Here is an 18,615-nt window from a genome sequence, read left to right as displayed (position 1 = left end):
AAACCGTTGCGCTGAAGCGACTTCGAAGGATCTGCTTGCGCGCACAACCGAAGGAGTGCCAAAATCTCAAGATCGTCACCGATCCGCGTGGCGTCACAAGTGAAGAAGGCCCGCCAGGAGCGGCAACTCCCGACGGGCCGGATGTCCGACTTATAGGGAGTCGAACGTGGGCCAGAATACCCTGGCTGGCGGCGTGCGTCGTGGACCGCGCCTGGCCAGCAACTTCACCATCCTCAGCAACGCCGTCATCAACGACGAGCGCCTCTCCTTCCGCGCACGCGGTGTGCTCATCTGGTTGCTGTCCAAACCGGACGACTGGCGTACCCGGTCCGACTCGATCGCCGGCCAGTCGCCGAAGGAAGGTCGCGACGCCATCCGCTCCGCTCTCCGAGAGCTTGCCGAACTCGGATATCTGGTCCGCGAGAAGATTCAGAACGAGCGTGGCCAGTGGATCACCATTCAGACGATCTACGAGGAGCCGCACGTCCAGCCGGGCCCTGAAAATCCGACCCGCGGCAACGCGGACATCGGAGAGCCAGGCGGTCTTTTAAGTACTGATTCACCAAGGACGGAAACCAACCGCACGTCCCAGGTCTCGAACGCATCGCACAGTCCCGAGGTCGCCCGGTTGGCGGCGGCATGTAAAGAATCCGGACTGACAGCAACATTCGCGTACCTCAGGCCGGATGCCGTAGCCGCGATCGAAGCGTTGATCGCGACGCACGGCGTTCCGACGCTGGTAGCGACCGCGAAGGCTGCGCATCGCCCCAGCGATCCGATGCGATACGCGCACGCGTGGCTACCGATGTGGCAGGGACTGTCCGTTCCACGGATCCGACCGGCGAAGTGCGGAGCGTGCGACGAGTACGGGTGGCTACCGGACGACGCGCACGGCAGGGCGGTGAGGTGTCCCTGCCGAACTGCTCAGGCAGCGTGAAGAGCCGAAACTGCGGCTACTCGCACAGGTTCATTTCGTCGAGATTCTCTGCCTCACTGATGCAATCACTGTAATCCTGCAGGTCGGTTCCGATCTGGTCGAGATCGTTTCCGAGCTGGTCGACGGCGGTGAAGAACATGACGATGCCAACGATGCCGAAGATCACGGCAAGGGCACTGAGAATGGTGCCCGAGATCGCGGTCTTCTTGTTCGTCGCCTTGTTCTTACGACAACGGCTGATACCCGCTAGACCCAGAGCGAGCCCGATGATGCCGAGAATGAAGCCGATGAACCCGGTGATCGGCATCAAACAGAACAGGAGACCCACGATCCCCAGAATCAGCGAGGCCAGGCCCATCCCGTTCTTCTCCGGATTGACGGGAGCTGGCGCTCCGAATCCTGGCCCCGACATCGGACGAGTCTGCTCTGTCCATTGATTTCCGTCCCACCAGCGCTCGACGCCCGGGCTATTGCCGTCCGCGTACCATCCCGCTTGCGTGCTCATCACTTGTCCATTCTCGACTGGGATTTGTTGGACTAATCGGCATGCAAGCGAGCACTGTTACCGGTTCCGCCCAGCGGCGGGTCGCAGTAAGAGTGCACCGCCGGTGCCTGCTGTAGTGGAGCTCATCAAGGGACCGACCGAGTTGGCGCACCGCACCGCGTTGCCACTGCCCCAGAGTTCACGGTATAGGCCGGGCCGGCAAGAGATCGATTCTGTGGAGACCAGCATGCTCACCGACGACGTCGAGGGCCCCATATACTGCTACTCGGCGGACGGTCCAGGGTGCCGTAGTTGTTGATCAGCGGTCCTATGACCTGGGATTTTGAGTTACTCGATGCGCCACCAAGGCCGGTTGAGCGGGCATGGAGACAGGGATTGATCATGGATGTATCTCACGCACCCAGATCGTCCACGAGGAGTCACCCATGCCCGCCGGGACAGTGTCCCCGATCGACCCCTGCCTTGACCAACTGGCCCGGTGGACCACGACCGTCGCCGACGATGCGCACCTACCGGCGCTGCTCACAGCACTCGAAGCGCTGCCCGATCCCCGGGATCGGCGCGGTCGCCGCTACCGACTGCCATCGTTGATTGCCGTGGCATTGTGCGCTGTCGCCACCGGCGCCCGATCCTTCTACGCCATCGCAGACTGGGTTACCGGTGTCCCTCAGGAAGTGTTGGCCCGGTGCGGTATCCGATTCCGGATTCCGAGTGAGGCCACGATCCGGCAGGTACTCGGACGGATCGACGGTGACACCCTCGACCGGGTGCTCAGCGCGCATTTGGCCGCCTGCACCGACGCCACTGGATGCGTGGCGGTGGCCGTGGACGGTAAGACGATCCGCGGCGCCCGCATCGGGACAACAGTGGCTCCGCATCTGGTGTCGGCGGTCACCCACGCCGAGGGTGTGGTGCTCGGGCAGTGCCGCACCGCTGACAAGTCCAACGAGATTCCCGCGGTCAGAAGGCTGGTGCGCGGACTCGATCTCGCGGGGGCGGTGGTCACCGTCGACGCTATGCATACGCAGAAGACGACCGCACGATGTCTGCGCGAGCAGTGTCGGGCCGAGTACGTCATGGTCGTCAAGGCGAACCAGCCGGGGCTGCTCGCCCGGGTTCAGAGTCAGCCCTGGGAGCAGGTGCCGGTGGTGTGGTCCGATCCGCTCGAGCGGGGGCACGGCCGTGAGGAGCAGCGCAGCTACAAGATTGTCACGGTGGCCCGTGGTCTGCGTTTTCCCTACGCGCAGCAGGCTATTGAGGTCACCCGGTTGCGCCGCGTGATCGGCACCGAGGAGTGGAGCATCGAAGTTGTCTACGCGATCTGTTCGCTGCCGTGTGAGCAGGCGCCGCCGAGGTTGCTGGCGTCGTGGATCCGGGGTCATTGGGCAATCGAGAACAAGGTCCACTACGTGCGGGATGTGACGTTCGATGAAGACAGGTCCACTGTTCGCGCCGGACATGGTCCGCAGGTGATGGCGACGTTGAGGAACGTGGTCATCGGACTGCATCGTCGGGCCGGGCAGTCGAACATCGCCCAGGCATGCCGACGTCTGGCGGCGAACCCTCATCATGCCGTCGACCTGGTCCTGAGAGCATGAAAACGCTGGTCACAGATCTGGGATTCAACAACTACGGAATCCTGGCGGACGGTCGTAGAAGGTCACCCGCATCGCCTGGAAGCGACGGCACGTGTTCGTCGAGCCAACCCATATCCAAGACCACGCCAAGTGGGATCCCCTGCCCGACGGTGCATCGTTCGAGATCGCGCGCGACATTCGCGATATCCTGCTGGGTGCAATACCCTCCGGAGTGACGTTGACGCGGCGAGCCGTAGCGGCGTTTGACGGTCAGCGGGTGCACCGCTCCGACCAAGTCACCGACGGCGCGTTGGTCATCATGCGCGACGATCGGAACGACCGGCGCTGGTGGACGTGGGCCGGCTCGAAGGCCAGCCGCACCTCGCGGCGTGGACCCTGGGCTTGGTTCCGCCGCGACAACGGATCGGGCCTGGATGGCTGCGCTTGCACGTCGACCTGACGGTCGCTGATATCCGTGACGGACTGCCCGCGCTACGCACACGAGTTCGAAGCTGCTCTCTGCGATGGATGCCGGCGCACTGCGGGTTTGAATTTCTCGGCAGCGTTGCCAGAGCACCGGGACTGCTGCACGGATCGATGACATCTGAACTGCGGTGTCGTCAGGCACTGCTGGAAGGATCGACCCCGTGCCCGAGCCCTACACGAGAGAGTTCCGCGACGACGTCGTGCGCGTGGCCCGCCACCGCGAACCAGGCCAGCACTTGCGGCAGTTCGCCACGGACTTCGGCATCAGCGCATCCTGCTCGACCAACTGGATGCGAAAGGCTGACGTCGAAGACCGCATCACACCCGGCACCACCGCCGGTAAGAGCGCTGAACTGCGCGAAGGGAAGTACCCCCGCCGAGCACCGCACCGACGAGGGCAAGCTCCGCCTGTGTGATCAAGGACGTCTGCTCGAACCAGATCGTCGGCTACTCGATTGGTGACCGGATGAAGTCTCGACTCGCTGTGGCCGCCCTCGAATCCGCAGTGGCTCGGCGAGGTTCGGTCGCCGGGTACGTGGTGCATCCCGATGGCGGATCGCAATTTCGCAGCCGGCATTCGTTCGCGTTCTGGGGCTGTCACGGCTTGGTCAGGACGATGTGCCCGGGTCGGGGCGGCCGGCGACAACGCCGCGATGGAATCGTTCTTTGCGCTGCTCCAGCGCAACGTCCTCGACCGGCAGCGTTGGGTCACTTGCGAGCAGTTGCGCGTCGCGATCGTCACTGGGGCACCACCCGCTTGCGGTAAGAGGATCGCGCGGACTTATCACCGTTGGAAACGTCAGCTCCCACTGGGCAGATTGACGCCTGTCGAGTTCGAGACATCATGACTACACCAACCGCACAGGCTGCGTGATCGAAACTGTCACCGAGTCGTGCACCAGGTCCAATCGTCCTGGTCTACGCGGGACTGCTGCTGTCAGCTCTCAGCCTGCGCTGAGAAAGCGGACGTAACTAATTTCCAGGAGTTCTCGGTCAGGCTGCTCACTACGAGACGGCGGAACCACCATCAGCTTCTGTCCATGCCGCTCCTTCAAGCCATGCTCGAGCATCGGGCCGTCGATCTCGTCCAAAAGGGCCCTCCGGATCTCCACGACCAAGTCCGGCGTAATGCCAAGGATGTTCACGTCGTACGCAGCGTGGTGGATCTTGCACAGAGCGAGCCCGTTAGTCACCGACGCAATACCTGCCTCGTGTGAGTCAGGCACAATATGCGCAGCATCCAACAGCTCACTATGACCGAGAGCGCAGACCGCACATCGCGTTTCGTACGCACGCATCACAGTTGCACGAAAAACCGGCTGATGGAGCCGACGCTTTGTCTCTGCTACGACATATCGCCGAAGCTGCTCTTCCGCTCGGGAATCGGGACGATGAAGATCGCGAGCGACTTCGGTGGCGATGACGAACTGGTGTTCGTCAGGTTCTTCCCCGATGATGAACACCGGATAGATGGGCTGGAACAAGCTCGGACCGACGCCGTAGAACCAGATCAGTGGCACGCCCTCGTTCATGGCCGCGCGTAAACCACGATTGTCCATGTTGTTCGGGTCGGTCGTCGACCACTTGTAGCGCAAGAGTCCGTCCGAGCCGACCTGATCCTCGTACGGACGCTTCGCACCGGGCGCGCGATACGTCGTACTGATGGACAGAGCTGACGAAAGCTCCTTCGGCTTCCGGATCCCGCGCGTCGGGTCCATGAGCCGGAACATCTCCCCATCGATCGTGAAGTCGAGGAGGTCCTGTCGACTGATCGGATCGAGACCGTCATTCGTGCGGATGGTCAACCATGCCATTGCCTCGCGGCGGAGACGAGCATCGAAATCGTCGCCGCTCCACGAACCGTCACTCACAAATCCTCCTGATTACCCCATCAGAGACCACGCGCCGGCGATATTTCGGCGCATCAGTCGAATGATCCCTATTGAACCATTAGCAACTAGAACGCCTTCCTCGTGGACTCACCCAGCGATTGCATGGAAGTGTCGTCTACTTTCCATGGGTCCCAGCCGGCGACGGACCCTCATCACTGAGCCGGAATGCCTTCACTACGGCGCTGGCAGCGGCGTCAGGACCCGGATACGTCGCGCCCAGCAGCGCACAAACCTGAGCTCAAAGGCGACGAGAGGCCGGCTTCGCTCGGCCCGCGGTGGGTCACCGACCGGGTTAGGGTCGCTCCCGTGAGCACGCAAGTCGATACAGACGAGACAACTCCGCGCGAAGGCAATACGGGTCGGCGCCACCTCTCCGTCTTCGGCCTCGACTTTCTCGGTCTCGTCGTCGCCCTGTTCTTTTTCGCGTGGAGCCTGAGTCCCTCCCTCATCCCCCGCGAGTGGTATTTCCAGGGTCTGATCAGCGGCGTGACGGGCATCGTCGGTTACGGCATCGGCGTGCTCGTCGCCTTTCCCGCGCGGCGATGGATCGCTCCGCGTCTCACGTGGTGGCGCCGCCGACACACTGTCCGGCGCATCGCCGAGGTGCTGGTCGCTCTGGTCGCGGTGGGAACACTTCTGGGGAGTCTGCTCGCCGCAGCGGGATGGCAGAACGAAATCCGTGTCCTTATGGGCATCGAGACCACAACGGGTTTCGCGTATCTCCGCACCGGACTGGTGAGCGTCGCGGTCTTCGCTGCCCTCCTCTACATCGCACGCGGATTGCGGTGGGTCGGACGATGCTTCGCGGAGTTCCTCGCGACCCGCCTGCGTGTTCCGGTCGTCGCGGCCGGTGTCCTCGCGCCGGTGATCCTCGTGCTCGCGGTGGTGGTATTCGTCGATCAGGTTCTGCTCGCGAGCAGTTCTATGGCAGCACGCATCGTGTTCGCCGACGACAACAACAGCACCGACCCCGGCGTGGAGCAACCGCAGATTCCCGAGCGGTCGGGCAGCCCGGCGTCGACGTCGTCGTGGGAGAGTCTCGGGCGTCAGGGACGCACGTTCGTCGCCGGTGGGATGGACGCCGAGCAGTTGACCGAGCTGAACGACGCTCCCGCTCTCGAACCCGTACGGGTGTACGCGGGACTCGAAGCCGACGGCACCACCGATGAGCAGGTGCAGCTGATCCTCGACGAACTCGACCGCACGAAGGCGTGGGAGCGCGAGATCCTCGTCGTCGCCGGCACCACCGGGACCGGGTGGGTGAACCCGTTCGCCGCCGACTCGATCGAAGCGATCTACAACGGCAACTCGGCGATCGCCGCGATCCAGTACTCCTTCCTGCCGAGCTGGATCTCCTTCCTCGTCGACGGCTCCGCCGCCAAGGTCGCCGGCAACACACTGATCAACGGTGTCCACGAACGCTGGTCGCAACTGCCGGAGGACCAGCGACCCAAGCTCGTCGTCTACGGCGAGAGCCTCGGCTCGCAATCCGCCGAAGCCGCCTTCGACGACCTCACTGACATGCGCAGCCAGATCGACGGCGCGCTGTTCGTCGGACCTCCGAACTCGAACCAGCTGTGGCGCAGCATCGTCGACCACCGTGATCCCGGCAGCCCCGAGGTCCTGCCCGTCTACGAAGACGGCGTCGCGGTGCGGTTCGCCTCCGACCTGCAGACGCTCGAGGACCAGCAAGGACCGTGGAACGACCCGCGGGTCCTGTATCTGCAGCATGCGTCCGATCCGGTGGTGTGGTGGGGACCGGGACTGCTCTTCGAGCGACCCGACTGGCTCGCCGAACCTCCGGGCGCGGATCGCTCACCGTCGATGCGGTGGTACCCCATCGTCACCTTCGCTCAGGTCGCGGCCGACATCATGGTCGGCACGTCGCCACCCGTCGGTCACGGCCACAACTACGAGGACCTCATCCCCTACGGCTGGGCCGCCGTGACGTCCCCAGAGGGGTGGACGCTCACCGACACGCAGCGGATCGCCGAGGCCGTCGAACAGTTGAACACCGCAGACGAGTAGTCGAACACGGCACGCTGCCCGAGGCTCTGCTAGTGGCTCGTCACGCAACCTTGGCCGGGTAATGCGGGTACTCGGTCCACGACCGGATCGGTGAGTCGGGAGCGAATCGGGTTTTCGGTTCGGCACGGGCATTGCGCCACCGCATATACGCCCCGATCGCAGTGTTCTGCTCGGTGTGGCTGCGGTGATCGGTGCCGTTGAGGGCGAAGTACCGCAGTGCCGCGAATTCGGATTCGATCCAGTTGAGCCACGACCCGTAGGTCGGCAAAAACACCAACTCGACGTCATGGTCCTCAGCCCACCGGCGGACGGTCAGGTGCCGGTGCGGGGAGAAGTTGTCGAGCACGACATACAACTTCTCCCCGGGCCACCTGGCCCGCAACATCTTGAGCAGCTCGAGGAACTCGCCGGCGCGTTTACGTGGCTTGATTCGGTAGTACATTCTGCCGCTGGATAAGTCGAGCGCGGCGAGCATGTGCATCACGCCGTCGTAGCGGTGATACGTCGCCCGCAACCGAAGCGGAGACGTCGCCGGCCGCCACGATTTCCCTTTACGGGGTTGCAGGTTCAGCGGCCCGAATTCGTCGACGCAGACGACCCGCCCGTCGGCTGGCGGGGTGTCATACAGCTTGAGGATCGCGTGCATCTTCGACAAAAAATCCGGGTCGGTCGAGGCCTTCCACGTCGTGGTCGACTGCCAGGTGACCTTGCCCTTGCGCAGGATGCGGCGCAGCGTCTCACGACTGATGGCCGGCACGATCTTCTGCGCGATCAGGTGCTCGGTCAGCTTGGTGAGACTCCAGGTGGAGAACGCGGTGATTTTCCAATCGGAGGGGGACGTCCGGGCGATCAAGCAGATCTTCTCGCGAGTCTGCTCATCGATCGTCTTCGGACGTCCCCCGTTCCATTTTGGGTGCAACGCCTCGAATCCCTGCTCGTTGAACGCATGGATGACATCGCGGACGTAATCGTCGCTGACCTGCATCAACGAGGTGATGTCCTTGACGGTCTGGCCTTGGGCGGACATCAGCACCACGATGGCTCGTCGTAGCTTGATCGGGTCCTTGGCGGTGCGGCTGATCTTCTGCAGCCGTCGCCCTTCCTCCATGGTCAACGATCGGACGAACACGCTGGGTTGACGTGCCACGACCACCTCCTTGTCTCGACTCGGAGACAGTCTGCCGTGGACGTGTCGGTCAGCCGCGGATTACCCGGTCAACAATCCGTGACGAGCCACTAGCTTCTCCCCTACGGCTTCGCATTCCGTCTCTTCGCCATGCCTTCCTGCGCCCTGGTACCGACGAAAGCGACCGCCGATGACCACGACCCTCAATACACAGCCCGCACCTCCTGAGCCATCCCCATCGTTCTCGGCTCGGCTGAAGGACGGGATCCTGCGATGGCTGGGCCGGTTCCATCCGGTCGGCCTCGCCGTCGCGCTGCTGTTCTACTGCTGGTCGCTGTCGCCGTCCCTGCTTCCACGCCCCTGGTACCTGCAGGGTGTCGCGACCGGCATCAGCGTCATCACGGGCTACGGCATCGGCGTGCTCGTCGCGTGGATCGTCCGCAAGTGCGGCTTCGAGACGAACTGGTCGGCGACCGTGAAGAAGGTCGGCTGGTATCTGCTCGCACTGGCCGCCGTCGTCGTGGTGCCGACCTTCCTCGTCCTCGGTTCGTGGTGGCAGGACATCAGCCGCGAACTCGTCGAGATGGAACCCGGCAGCAGCTGGGACTATCCGGGTGTGCTGCTCGTCGCCGTGGTCGTGGCGCTGCTTCTGCTCGTGATCGGTCGTGGTTTGCGGCGCGTGGCGCAGTGGGTCACCGGGCTCGTCGTCCGCGTGTTGCCTGCTCCCCTGGCGCGCATCGTGAGTGTCGTGCTGGTGGGGCTCCTCGTGTTCTGGGCGGTCGAGGGTCTGCTGTCGGTCCAGATCGCGCGTATCGCCAACGGCTCGGCCATGGCCGTCGACGAAGGCACCGCCGATGGAGTCGAGCAACCGCAGGCACCGGAACGATCCGGGTCGGACGCGTCGCTCGAACCGTGGGATTCGCTGGGCCGTGAGGGCCGCACGTTCGTCGCAGGCGGTCCGTCTCCGGAGGAGATCACCGCGGTGACCGGGGAACCCGCGATGATGCCGATCCGCGTCTACGCCGGGTACCGCTCCCTCGACAGTCTCGACGGTTACACGGACTACGACGAGATGGAGGTGCTCGCCTCGCATGTCGTTGCCGAACTCGACCGCACCGGTGCCTTCGACCGCGAGTACCTCGCCGTGGCCACGACGACCGGTCGTGGCTGGGTAAACCAGGACGTCGCCGCCGCACTGGAATACCTCTCCGACGGAGATTCGGCCATCGCGGCCATGCAGTATTCGTTCCTGGCCAGCCCCTTGGCTTTTCTCGCCGATCGGGTGTCACCGCGCAATGCAGGTCGCGCGCTGTTCGAGGCGGTGTACGCGAGGTGGAGTGTTCTCGATCCGGAAACCCGTCCGAAGCTGCTCGTTTTCGGCGAATCACTGGGCTCGTACGGAGGTCAATCGGCCTTCGCCGGCGTGCAGGACATGATCACCCGAACCGACGGCGCACTGTGGGTGGGCACACCGAATTTCACGGAGCAGTGGCGACGCATCACCGATTCGCGCGATCCCGGCAGCCGCGAAATTCTTCCGGTCATCTACGGTGGCCAGAACGTGCGATTCGCTGCGACTCGCGACGACCTCACCGATCTCGACGGCCTCCGTGACTGGGAATCTCCCCGCATCGTGTACTGGCAGCATCCCAGCGATCCGATCGTGTGGTGGTCCTCCCAGCTTGTTCGGCACCGCCCGGATTGGTTGCGCGAGGAACGGGGCGCCGACATCGACAAGGGGATGACGTGGATTCCGTTCGTGACGTTCTGGCAGGTCACCCTGGACATGGTGTTCGCCGCCGAAGTCCCCGGCGGGCACGGCCACGCCTACACGACCGAGGCGGGATTTTTCTGGGCGGACATTCTCGGCATCGAGGACGAGGTGCGCGTGAAGGCGGTCTTCGACGCACTGTCGTCGGACGGGTGACGAGAAGAATTCACCCTCCCGCCTAATCCGGCGAACCGAGTTTTCTCCAGATTTCTCGCACCACCTCGTGATACAACCTCGATATCGCTTGTGAATCGACACAGGAATGCGAACCGGAGTACGTCGATTCACGAGGAGATAATTCGTCGACACGGATCTACCGCCTGAAGGTGGCGCATATGTGCACACGAGTTGTGTGGAACGGCCCGTCCGGTCAAGTGCTCGTGGGACGCAACATGGATTACCACCGCGAAACCGCCACCAATCTGTGGGCGCTCCCCCGGGGAATCACCCGCGACGACGGTGTCGGTGGACAACTCTCGTGGACCTCGAAGTACGGCAGTGTGGTCGCGGGCGCCTACGACATGATGACCGTCGACGGACTCAACGAGGCCGGCCTCGGCGGACACATCCTGTGGCTCACCGAATCGGACTACGGCACCCACGACAAGAGCCGACCCGCGCTCAGTGTCGCGGTGTGGATGCAGTACTTCCTCGACAACTTCGCGACCGTCGCCGAGGCCGTCGACTGGATCGAGAAGACCGGCGTGCAGGTCGTTCCGCTGGGCGACCCGGCGACCGGTGAGGTACCCGCCGTGCATCTCGCACTCGACGACGCGACCGGCGACTCCGCGATCATCGAATACCTCGACGGCACACCGACGGTCTGGCACAGCCGCGACTACGCCGTCATGACGAACTCTCCCGCCTACGGTGAACAGCTGGAACTGCTGAAGAAGGTGAAGGGATTCGGCGGTGACGCACCACTTCCCGGTACCGGCAATGCGTCCGACAGGTTCGCTCGCGCAGCGCATTACGTCGGCAGTCTGCCGGAACCGCAGAGCCAGGTGCAGGCGATCGCGGGCGTTCTCAGCGTGATCCGCAATGCCGCGCAGCCGTTCCGCGTGCCCGAATCCGGAAAACCGTATGCCTCGCAGACGATCTGGCAGACGGTGGCCGACCTCGCCGAGAAGCGCTACGTGTTCGAGTCGACGACGCGCCCCAACATCGTGTGGGTCGACCTGAGCGATCTCGACCTCTCGGAGGGCGCACCGGCGGGCAAGCTCGATCTCCTGGGCGACACGGCACTCGAAGGTGGCCTCGCGGGCAATGTCAGCGGCCGATTCGAGAAGTCGGATCCGCTGACGTTCATCGCGATGCCGTCATAGATCTGCACACGAAAGATCCCCGGAGGCCTTGCCTTCGGGGATCTTTCCCCATCCGATGGCCACCGCGAACGCTGGGGCGGCCGAGTCGTCTCAGTAGTCGCCGATCCCCGTCATCGTTCGTGTACCCGCATCCACGGTGTCGTCGACGACCGTTGCATCCACCCGGCCCGGCGTGATTCCGCGACGCTCCAGCTCCTCCCAGAGTCCTGACAGGGCCGCGACCGGGTCGAGGTAGTACTCCGATTCCCGGACCCGCCAGAACTTCCAACCGCTGCGGTGCAGTTCGCGCTCCCGCTCCAGATCGGCGCTCTGCCGTTCGGGGCTCGTGTGCCACTGTTCGTCGTCACAAGCAACTGCCAGCTTGCCTGCCGCCCCGGTCACGACCAGATCGATGAAGTGACCGTTCACCTCGACCCGCGGGTTCACGTGATAGCCGCGAGCGGCGACGTCGAGGAAGACGTCCTGCTGGAAGAGGCTGTCGAACGCTTCGTGCCGCTCGTCGCGCGTCACGCCGTCGGGCATCGGCTCGGCCGGCCGCGGGGACGTCGTCCGCATGTGGGTGAGCAGCGAGTACCGCAGGTCGGTGCGACGCAGCGTGTCGATTGTCCTCGAGTGGAACAGCCACAGCTGGTCCTGGGCACGCGAGGCCGCAACGTTGAAGCGTCGCTGGTATTCGGTCCGGGTCAACGCCGCGATGTTCTGTTCGGGCGCCACGACCATCGACAAGAACACCACGTTCCGCTCGTCGCCCTGGAAGTCCGGGGGCGTGCCGACGCGGAGCCTGCGTTCGTCCCACTGCTCCGGCGTGAGGCGGTCCAGCAGTTCGTTCTGGATGATGTCGACCTGCAACTGCCCCTGCAGCACCACGACACCGAAGGTCTTGCCGTCGTAGGCCGGGTCCTCGACGCACTTCACGAGCGTGTCGACCAGGGCATGTGCCTCGGCGTAGTTCGTCAGCGTCGAGTTCTGCCCGGTGACGGCCCCGTCCTCGACGAGCGTGGTGCGTAGCGGCTGCAGACGATCGGAGCCGTACTGCCGCATGGGGACCAGCGGGTCGTCGGCGTAGAACTGGTCGCTGGACCACGCGATGATCTCCGGCATCGACCGGAAGTGCTCGCGCAACCGGACGATGCTGCCGAACCTCGACCGTAGCAACGAGAACAGACTCGACCGCGGAGTGAAGCTGTCGCGCAGGTAGTTCGGGATGTCGGGCAGATACGAATCGAGGCGGCTGAACACCCCGTCGAGCGCACCGAGCGACACCGCGCTCGGTGCACACTGCTTGTCGTCGCCGACGACGATCACGCGCGGCGCCAGCCACAGCAAGAACAGGCTGCTGATGTCGGTCTGGCTCGCTTCGTCGACGATGACGACGTCGAACGAATTCTGTTCGGGCGGAATCGAAGCCAGCACCTGCTGCAGCGGCATCACCCAGGCCGGCACCGCCCCCTGCGCGACCTGCATGGCCTCGCGTGCCGCGGCCCGATAGCGCTCCGCGTAGCGGCCGGTGCCCTTACCGATGCTCGCGATGTGATCGCGGTACGAATGGAGCGCCTGCACCTGCTCGGCCGTGGTGCGGTCGAGACACGCGCTCCATGCCTTCTCCTCGACGAGTTCGGTCGTGAGTCGCGCGATGTCCTTCTCGAGTGCGTCGAGGTCGCGTTCGAACTGTCCGTCGTCGCTGCGCTCGTGGAAGCGTCGCACCCATTCGTCGGCGCGTCGCCACGCCCACGCCTCGTCGATGTCGGCGAGACGAACCGGCCAGGCCAGGCTCAACGGATTCTCCGCGAGGGCCTGAGCGAGTGCGGGTGCTGCGGTGGTCAGGCGCGCGTGGAGGGAGACGAGTTCCAGTTCCTCACGCTGCTCCCCCGCCGCCCGGTCCCACGCATCCAGGGCCGCGTTGATGGCGTCGAAGTCGGCGTCGTGGAAGGCGCGGGCCAGCGCGCGTCCTTCGGGCGACGCTCCCCCGGAGATCTGACTCCGCACGTACATGCCGATGGATTCGAGCCAGTTCTTACTCGCTTCGGCGGTGCCCGCGGCGGCGATGGTCCGTGCCGACTCGGCGGTGGACCGCGCCTGCTCGATGCTCGTGATCCGCGGCGCCCCCGGATGAACCTCGCGCAGTGCCGTTTCGACGTCGTGTACCCGCGCCACGAGATTGTCGACGATGGCACGGTCGCGGTCGAGGAACGCGAGGGTGCCGACCGCGCGGCTGCGCGACTCGTCGAGTTCGATGTCGATACCGAGGTCGCGGAGGACCACCCGCGCGACCCGGATCGCCTCGAGCGCACGAAGGTGTTCGGCGACGATGCGCGCCGTCTGGGCGGTGGTGGCGGCGACACCCTCGACGGTCGCGATCTCACCGAGCGCCTCGACGGCGGATTGCTCGTCGCTGCGCCGGAACCGGGTGAATCCGCTGCGCCACGTGTCGCCGGCCTCGAGCTTGCGGGCGAGCGCGTCGTACGCCTCGAAGGCCTGACGTCCCGTCACGGAGGTGTCCACCGAGCTGGCACCGACGATCCGGTCGGCCTCCTGCGCGGCCTGCACGAGCCTGGCGAGCTCGGCGGTCTTCCCCCACAGGTGCTGGGCTCGGCCCGACAGGACGTCGTCGGCGACGCGTTGGATTCGGGCGTCGAGCCGGTCCGCGTCCTCGAGGGCACCCTGCAGTTGCTCGCACAGGTCGCGGATGCGGCCGAGTGCTTCGAGCGATGCACCCTCGAGGATCCGCAGCAGCCCCTGTGTCTCGCCGTTGGTCGTGCCGCTCGACGCCTGGGAGACGGCGGCGCACGCGTACTGCAGTTCCCTCTGGGTGGGCAGCGACAGTTCGGGGAAGCGCTGCTGGCGACGGCGCGCGCGCTCGACGCTCGACCGCTGGTGCAACGAGTGGAGGGTGACGAGTTCGTCGACCGTCAGCGGTGGGGTGTCGGTGAGCAGAGGCGCGGGCAACCACGCGTACTTGGATTCGTGCGCGCGGACCCGCCGGACGATCGACGCGGCCGTCCCCTCGTAGCCGGCGGCGACATCGGCGTGGGCCTCGGTCTCCTCCGCGCGCGCCTGCCGGATCTGTTCCATCAGCGTCGCGCGACGCTCGAGTGCGTCATTGCGTTGCGTGGTGAGCTCGTCGATACGTTCCTGCGCGCGCCGAACGTTGAATTGCGCCTTGCGGATGGCGATTTCGCTGACACTGCGAGTGAGTTCGACCGTGCCGCCGTGCACCGGGTCGGTGACGGCCACGCACAGTTCCTGCAGCTCGGACGGAAGCTTCTCCCGGAGCACACGCAGCGCCTGCGCCTTCTCACTGGTGACCAGCACACGCTGCCCACGCGCCAGCAGCGCCGCGACGATGTTGGCGATGGTGTGGGTCTTGCCGGTACCCGGCGGACCCTCGACCACGACACCGCTGTCGCCGGCGAGCCGGTCGATGATGTCGCGCTGTTCCTCGTTCGCGGGCAGCGGCAGCAACTGCTCCCCGGTGAACTCGGTCGACGGCGTGCCGATGCGGTCGAGCCACGCGACCCGGTCGGCCGGTTCGATCGCTTCGACGAGCTGCGCCAGCCCGAGCGGCACCGGATTCGACTCGTCGGCAGCCGCCTCGGTCATGCGGCTGTAGTACTCGATGAGCGCATGCGCGCCACGCTTGCGCAGCACGAGCACCGGCGACGGCGTCACGAACGCATCCGACGACGACGCTTCGTCCGCACGATCGACGACGTCGACCGGCACGGTGAGAGCACGCTCGGTCCAGCTCTTCAGGAACGCGCGGGCCGCGGGATCCAGGGGCGACGCGACCTGGGTGACGAGAGCGTCGTGCAGTTCACGGACGCTCGTCGGGTCGAAGACCTCCAGACCGGTGAGGAGCTGGACGTCCTCGAGCGACGGCCCGGCGCTGGGACTCAACCGCACCACCAGGTCGCCGGAATCGCCCTGCCGCTCGATGACCGCGGCTTGGGTGATCAGGTGCGTGTGGACCCGCGCGCCCGCCACACCCTCGGAGAGGTGCAGCAGACCCGACGCGACGACGAGCTCCAGCGATTCCGGCTGATCTTCGAGATCGAGCATCGCTCGCTGCAGGAAGGAATACAGATGGGAGGCGGCCTGCCGTTCACGGTCGACGACCGCCCACGTCCGCCAGTCCGTCAGCCAGACGTCGAGACCGTCGATACCGATGGCCTGGGGGTCGAGTTCGGGCTCGACGGCGGAATCCGCGATGTCCCCGTGCACGTACTTCGCGAGCTCGGCGGGCGGGCGCGGGGGCTCTTCGAGCTGAGCGCGACGCGCGCGCAGGACGATGTCGCCCGACGCGGCGTGGGCACGCAGGCCGGCCCTGATGTTTCCCTCCTCGAGGGACATCACAGCGCGGTGTTTGTCGACGACGCGGACGGGCGCACTGCGGGCCTTGACGAGCTCGGCCAGGAAGGCAAGCAGGCGCTGCACGCGATCCCTCAATTCGGGTTCGCTCTCGCCTGACTCCACTCGCACTCCACTCACCCCTGCGGACGTCCTTCCGCCCGTCGACGGATACGGGCATGTCCACCTTAGAAGTACCGATCGACATGCCCGTTTCCGGTCCCACGTGACGCTCGCGACACTTCGACGCGCCGTCGCCGCCGATGCGCTGAGCTGCATCGACGGCGACGGTGCTGTGTGGAGGCGTCAGGGGATGGTGACCGTGCGCGATGTCGTCACGCCGTGATTGGTCGCGCCGAGCTCCCGTGCCGTCTGTCGCGGCGGCACCCGATCGAGCGCCCACCGCTCGACCAGCAGCGTGATCTTGGTGAGCATCTCGGTGCGCAGACGCTGGAAGGAATCGTCCGGATCGGTCCCGACCCACCCGAGGAGCACCCACCATGCCCACGCGACCGCGCCGGCGTTGGCCACGAAGTCCGGGATCACCGGGATGCCGCGGCCGGTGAGCACGGCTTCGGCGTCGGGCGTCGTCGCGGAGTTCGCGGCCTCGATGACGACCCGCCCGGCGACCCGGCCGACGTTCTCCGCCGTGATGGCGTAAGAGATGGCGGCGGGGACGAAGATGTCGGCGGGAATGCCGATCACCGCGTCGCGGGGCAGTTGCTCGACGCGCGACGGGACGCGGGAACGGTCGATCTCCCCGTACTCGTCGCGGAGGTCGAGCAGTGCCGGGATGTCCAGTCCGTCAGCGCAATACAGTGTTCCTGCAGCATCGGCGACGGCGGTCACGCGCATGCCCGCTTCGTGCAGATACCAGGCGGCGCCGCCACCCATCGTGCCGATTCCCTGGATCGCGACGGTGGTCTCGACCGGTGCCCAGCGGTATGCGTTCGCGGTGGCGATGCAGGCCTGCGCGACGCCGTAACCACCGATCACGTCACCCAGCAGGAAGCCGCCGTAGACCGGCGCGTTCAGGGAGGTGCGTACCCGCTCCAAGGTGATCGCCGGGTCTGCCGCACGGTTGATCGCGGCGTGGAAGGACTGGTGCAGTCCCAGCCGCTCGAAGACCTCGTCGAGGAGGTGCTGGGGAACGCCCAGGTCCTCGGCGGTGACCCAGTGCGCGTTCAACCAGGGACGCATCGCCTGGCAGAAGCGCTGCAGCACATCGACGGCACGGGGGTCCTTCGGGTCGAAGTCGATCCCGCCCTTCGCGCCGCCCACCGGCAGGTCGAACACCGCGGTCTTCGCGGCCATGCCGCGCGCCAGGTCCTCGACCTCCGACATCGTGCACCCGGCCCGCATGCGGGTGCCACCGGTCGCCAGATCGCCCACCAGGGTGTGGACGACGAGATAGCCGTGCGCACCTGTCATCGGGTCCGTCCAGGTGAGACGCAGGAAGGGTTCGTCCCTGCGGGTGTCCACCGCGTCGACGCGTGTTGCCATGGTGGTCATATGCGGTCCCCCGTTCGTCAGAGCCGTCACTACGTCGATTCGGCCGGTGACGCCAGCGTGCCCGGGGGCGGCGCGGGGCGTCCAGTTACGAAACTCGAAGGTCGGAGTTCACGATTTCTACACAACGCGAGCTCACAGCGGTTGCAGGTCCCCGGGCGCGCCCTACGCTGACGGCATGGAGTTGTCCCTGCGCCGGTTACGGATGCTTCGAGAACTGCATCGCCGAGGCACCGTCACGGCCGCCGCACTCGCCCTGCATTACACCACCTCGGCTGTCTCGCAACAGCTCACCCAACTCGAACGGGACGTCGGCGCAACGCTTTTCGAGCGAAGGGGACGTCGGGTCCAGTTGACGGAGGCGGGCGTGCTGCTCGCCGAACACGCCGAGGAGATCCTGCAGTCGGTGGAGCGCGCGACGACCGCGCTCGAACAGACCCGCGACGGGGTCACCGCGCGCCTGACCGCCGGGGTATGGGCCTCCGTCGCATCCACTCTGATCCCCAGCGCGCTGGCATTGCTGGCCACCGAGCATCCCGGCATCGAGGTCCGCACGCGAGAGCTCGCCCCCGAGGAGACCGCCGGCGCCGTCCGTGACGGATCGCTGGACTTCTCGTTCGTCATCGAATACTCCGGCTACCCGATGTTGTGGGATCCGGAGCTGACCAAGGTGGTGATCGCGGTCGAGCGACTGCACGCCGCGGTGCCGCCCGGGACGGTGCCGGCGGGCACCATCGCACTCGCCGACCTCGCCGAGCATCCGTGGGTATTGGCCGGCCCGAACTCGCACTTCGGCCGCGCGGTGAGCCTCGCGTGTCAACGTGCGGGGTTCGAGCCGAGGATCAACCACGAGGTCGGTGAGCAGGCGACGGCGCTGGCGATGGTCGCCGCGGGGCTGGGTGTCACGCTCGTCTCCGATCTCGGGCTGACGTTGAGCTCACCCGGGGTCGAGGTGGTGGCGCTGACCGAACCGCTCGTGCGCACGATCTCCATCGCGCATCGCGGGGTCGCGTCGGAACGGCCGCCGCTGCGCCTCGTGATCGACGCGGTGCGCACCGCCGCAGCGGAACGGGGGCTCGCGGCGCAGTAGCCACGAGCCCCCGTCTGTCGCT

Annotated in this window: 12 protein-coding genes and 1 pseudogene; 8 read left to right on the top strand and 5 right to left on the bottom strand. The window is 65.7% G+C overall.

Annotation, left to right across the window (positions count from 1 at the left end; all coding sequences use genetic code 11):
• The first annotated feature begins 166 nt into the window (after positions 1-166).
• Positions 167-937: a helix-turn-helix domain-containing protein gene (locus KXC42_RS07225; protein WP_219130098.1), complete on the top strand. Its 771-nt coding sequence runs from the start codon at positions 167-169 to the stop codon at positions 935-937.
• Between the two features lie 16 nt (positions 938-953).
• On the opposite strand, the gene KXC42_RS07220 is transcribed toward KXC42_RS07225, so the two are convergent.
• The gene (locus KXC42_RS07220; protein ID WP_033098702.1) at positions 954-1,442 is read right to left on the bottom strand and encodes a DUF2510 domain-containing protein; all 489 of its coding nucleotides are present in this window, start codon (positions 1,440-1,442) and stop codon (positions 954-956) included.
• Between the two features lie 425 nt (positions 1,443-1,867).
• Between KXC42_RS07220 and KXC42_RS07215 the strand changes: the two genes are divergently transcribed.
• The 3 genes and pseudogenes from KXC42_RS07215 to KXC42_RS07205 form a co-directional block, all read left to right on the top strand.
• Complete coding sequence (locus KXC42_RS07215) at positions 1,868-3,040, top strand: ISAs1 family transposase (RefSeq protein ID WP_219129458.1); 1,173 nt, start codon at positions 1,868-1,870, stop codon at positions 3,038-3,040.
• Positions 3,041-3,131: 91 nt separating this feature from the next.
• On the top strand, positions 3,132-3,479 hold the full coding sequence (locus KXC42_RS07210) for a hypothetical protein (protein ID WP_039584756.1): 348 nt from the start codon (positions 3,132-3,134) through the stop codon (positions 3,477-3,479).
• A 404-nt stretch (positions 3,480-3,883) separates the two neighbouring features.
• Positions 3,884-4,353: pseudogene (locus KXC42_RS07205) on the top strand (transposase); the annotation flags it as partial.
• A gap of 96 nt (positions 4,354-4,449) precedes the next feature.
• Here the strand turns inward: KXC42_RS07205 and KXC42_RS07200 are convergent.
• Complete coding sequence (locus KXC42_RS07200; RefSeq protein WP_039584755.1) at positions 4,450-5,376, bottom strand: HNH endonuclease; 927 nt, start codon at positions 5,374-5,376, stop codon at positions 4,450-4,452.
• Between the two features lie 327 nt (positions 5,377-5,703).
• Between KXC42_RS07200 and KXC42_RS07195 the strand changes: the two genes are divergently transcribed.
• The gene (locus tag KXC42_RS07195; protein WP_219130097.1) at positions 5,704-7,425 is read left to right on the top strand and encodes an alpha/beta-hydrolase family protein; all 1,722 of its coding nucleotides are present in this window, start codon (positions 5,704-5,706) and stop codon (positions 7,423-7,425) included.
• 40 nt (positions 7,426-7,465) lie between these two features.
• Here the strand turns inward: KXC42_RS07195 and KXC42_RS07190 are convergent, their stop codons facing one another.
• Positions 7,466-8,572: an IS630 family transposase gene (locus KXC42_RS07190; RefSeq protein WP_232238024.1), complete on the bottom strand. Its 1,107-nt coding sequence runs from the start codon at positions 8,570-8,572 to the stop codon at positions 7,466-7,468.
• Between the two features lie 169 nt (positions 8,573-8,741).
• Here KXC42_RS07190 and KXC42_RS07185 point away from each other — a divergent pair, with 169 nt between their 5' ends.
• Positions 8,742-10,478, top strand: coding sequence for an alpha/beta-hydrolase family protein (locus tag KXC42_RS07185; RefSeq protein ID WP_219130096.1), 1,737 nt, complete (start codon positions 8,742-8,744; stop codon positions 10,476-10,478).
• A 179-nt stretch (positions 10,479-10,657) separates the two neighbouring features.
• Positions 10,658-11,647: a linear amide C-N hydrolase gene (locus KXC42_RS07180; protein WP_219130095.1), complete on the top strand. Its 990-nt coding sequence runs from the start codon at positions 10,658-10,660 to the stop codon at positions 11,645-11,647.
• 90 nt (positions 11,648-11,737) lie between these two features.
• Here KXC42_RS07180 and KXC42_RS07175 read toward each other — a convergent pair whose 3' ends face one another.
• Positions 11,738-16,081 (bottom strand): AAA domain-containing protein, encoded by a 4,344-nt coding sequence (locus KXC42_RS07175; RefSeq protein WP_257606051.1) that lies wholly within the window; start codon positions 16,079-16,081, stop codon positions 11,738-11,740.
• Positions 16,082-16,300: 219 nt separating this feature from the next.
• On the bottom strand, positions 16,301-17,506 hold the full coding sequence (locus tag KXC42_RS07170) for a glutamate dehydrogenase (protein ID WP_219130094.1): 1,206 nt from the start codon (positions 17,504-17,506) through the stop codon (positions 16,301-16,303).
• A gap of 175 nt (positions 17,507-17,681) precedes the next feature.
• On the opposite strand from KXC42_RS07170, the gene KXC42_RS07165 reads away from it, so the two are divergent.
• Complete coding sequence (locus KXC42_RS07165; protein ID WP_024103548.1) at positions 17,682-18,593, top strand: LysR family transcriptional regulator; 912 nt, start codon at positions 17,682-17,684, stop codon at positions 18,591-18,593.
• Positions 18,594-18,615 lie beyond the last annotated feature (22 nt).

It is taken from the genome of Rhodococcus sp. LW-XY12, from assembly GCF_019317345.1.
GTDB lineage: Bacteria > Actinomycetota > Actinomycetes > Mycobacteriales > Mycobacteriaceae > Rhodococcus > Rhodococcus pyridinivorans.
The sequence above is the reverse complement of the archived record's forward strand: the minus strand, read 5'-3'. Positions and strand labels throughout refer to the sequence as shown.

What these genes read in the sequence shown, in the direction of transcription:
- KXC42_RS07220 (WP_033098702.1), bottom strand. Translation starts at nt 1,442, where the DNA reads ATGAGCACGCAAGCGGGATGGTACGCGGACGGCAATAGCCCGGGCGTC.
- KXC42_RS07215 (WP_219129458.1), top strand. Translation starts at nt 1,868, where the DNA reads ATGCCCGCCGGGACAGTGTCCCCGATCGACCCCTGCCTTGACCAACTG.
- KXC42_RS07185 (WP_219130096.1), top strand. Translation starts at nt 8,742, where the DNA reads ATGACCACGACCCTCAATACACAGCCCGCACCTCCTGAGCCATCCCCA.
- KXC42_RS07180 (WP_219130095.1), top strand. Translation starts at nt 10,658, where the DNA reads ATGTGCACACGAGTTGTGTGGAACGGCCCGTCCGGTCAAGTGCTCGTG.
- KXC42_RS07170 (WP_219130094.1), bottom strand. Translation starts at nt 17,506, where the DNA reads ATGACCACCATGGCAACACGCGTCGACGCGGTGGACACCCGCAGGGAC.
- KXC42_RS07165 (WP_024103548.1), top strand. Translation starts at nt 17,682, where the DNA reads ATGGAGTTGTCCCTGCGCCGGTTACGGATGCTTCGAGAACTGCATCGC.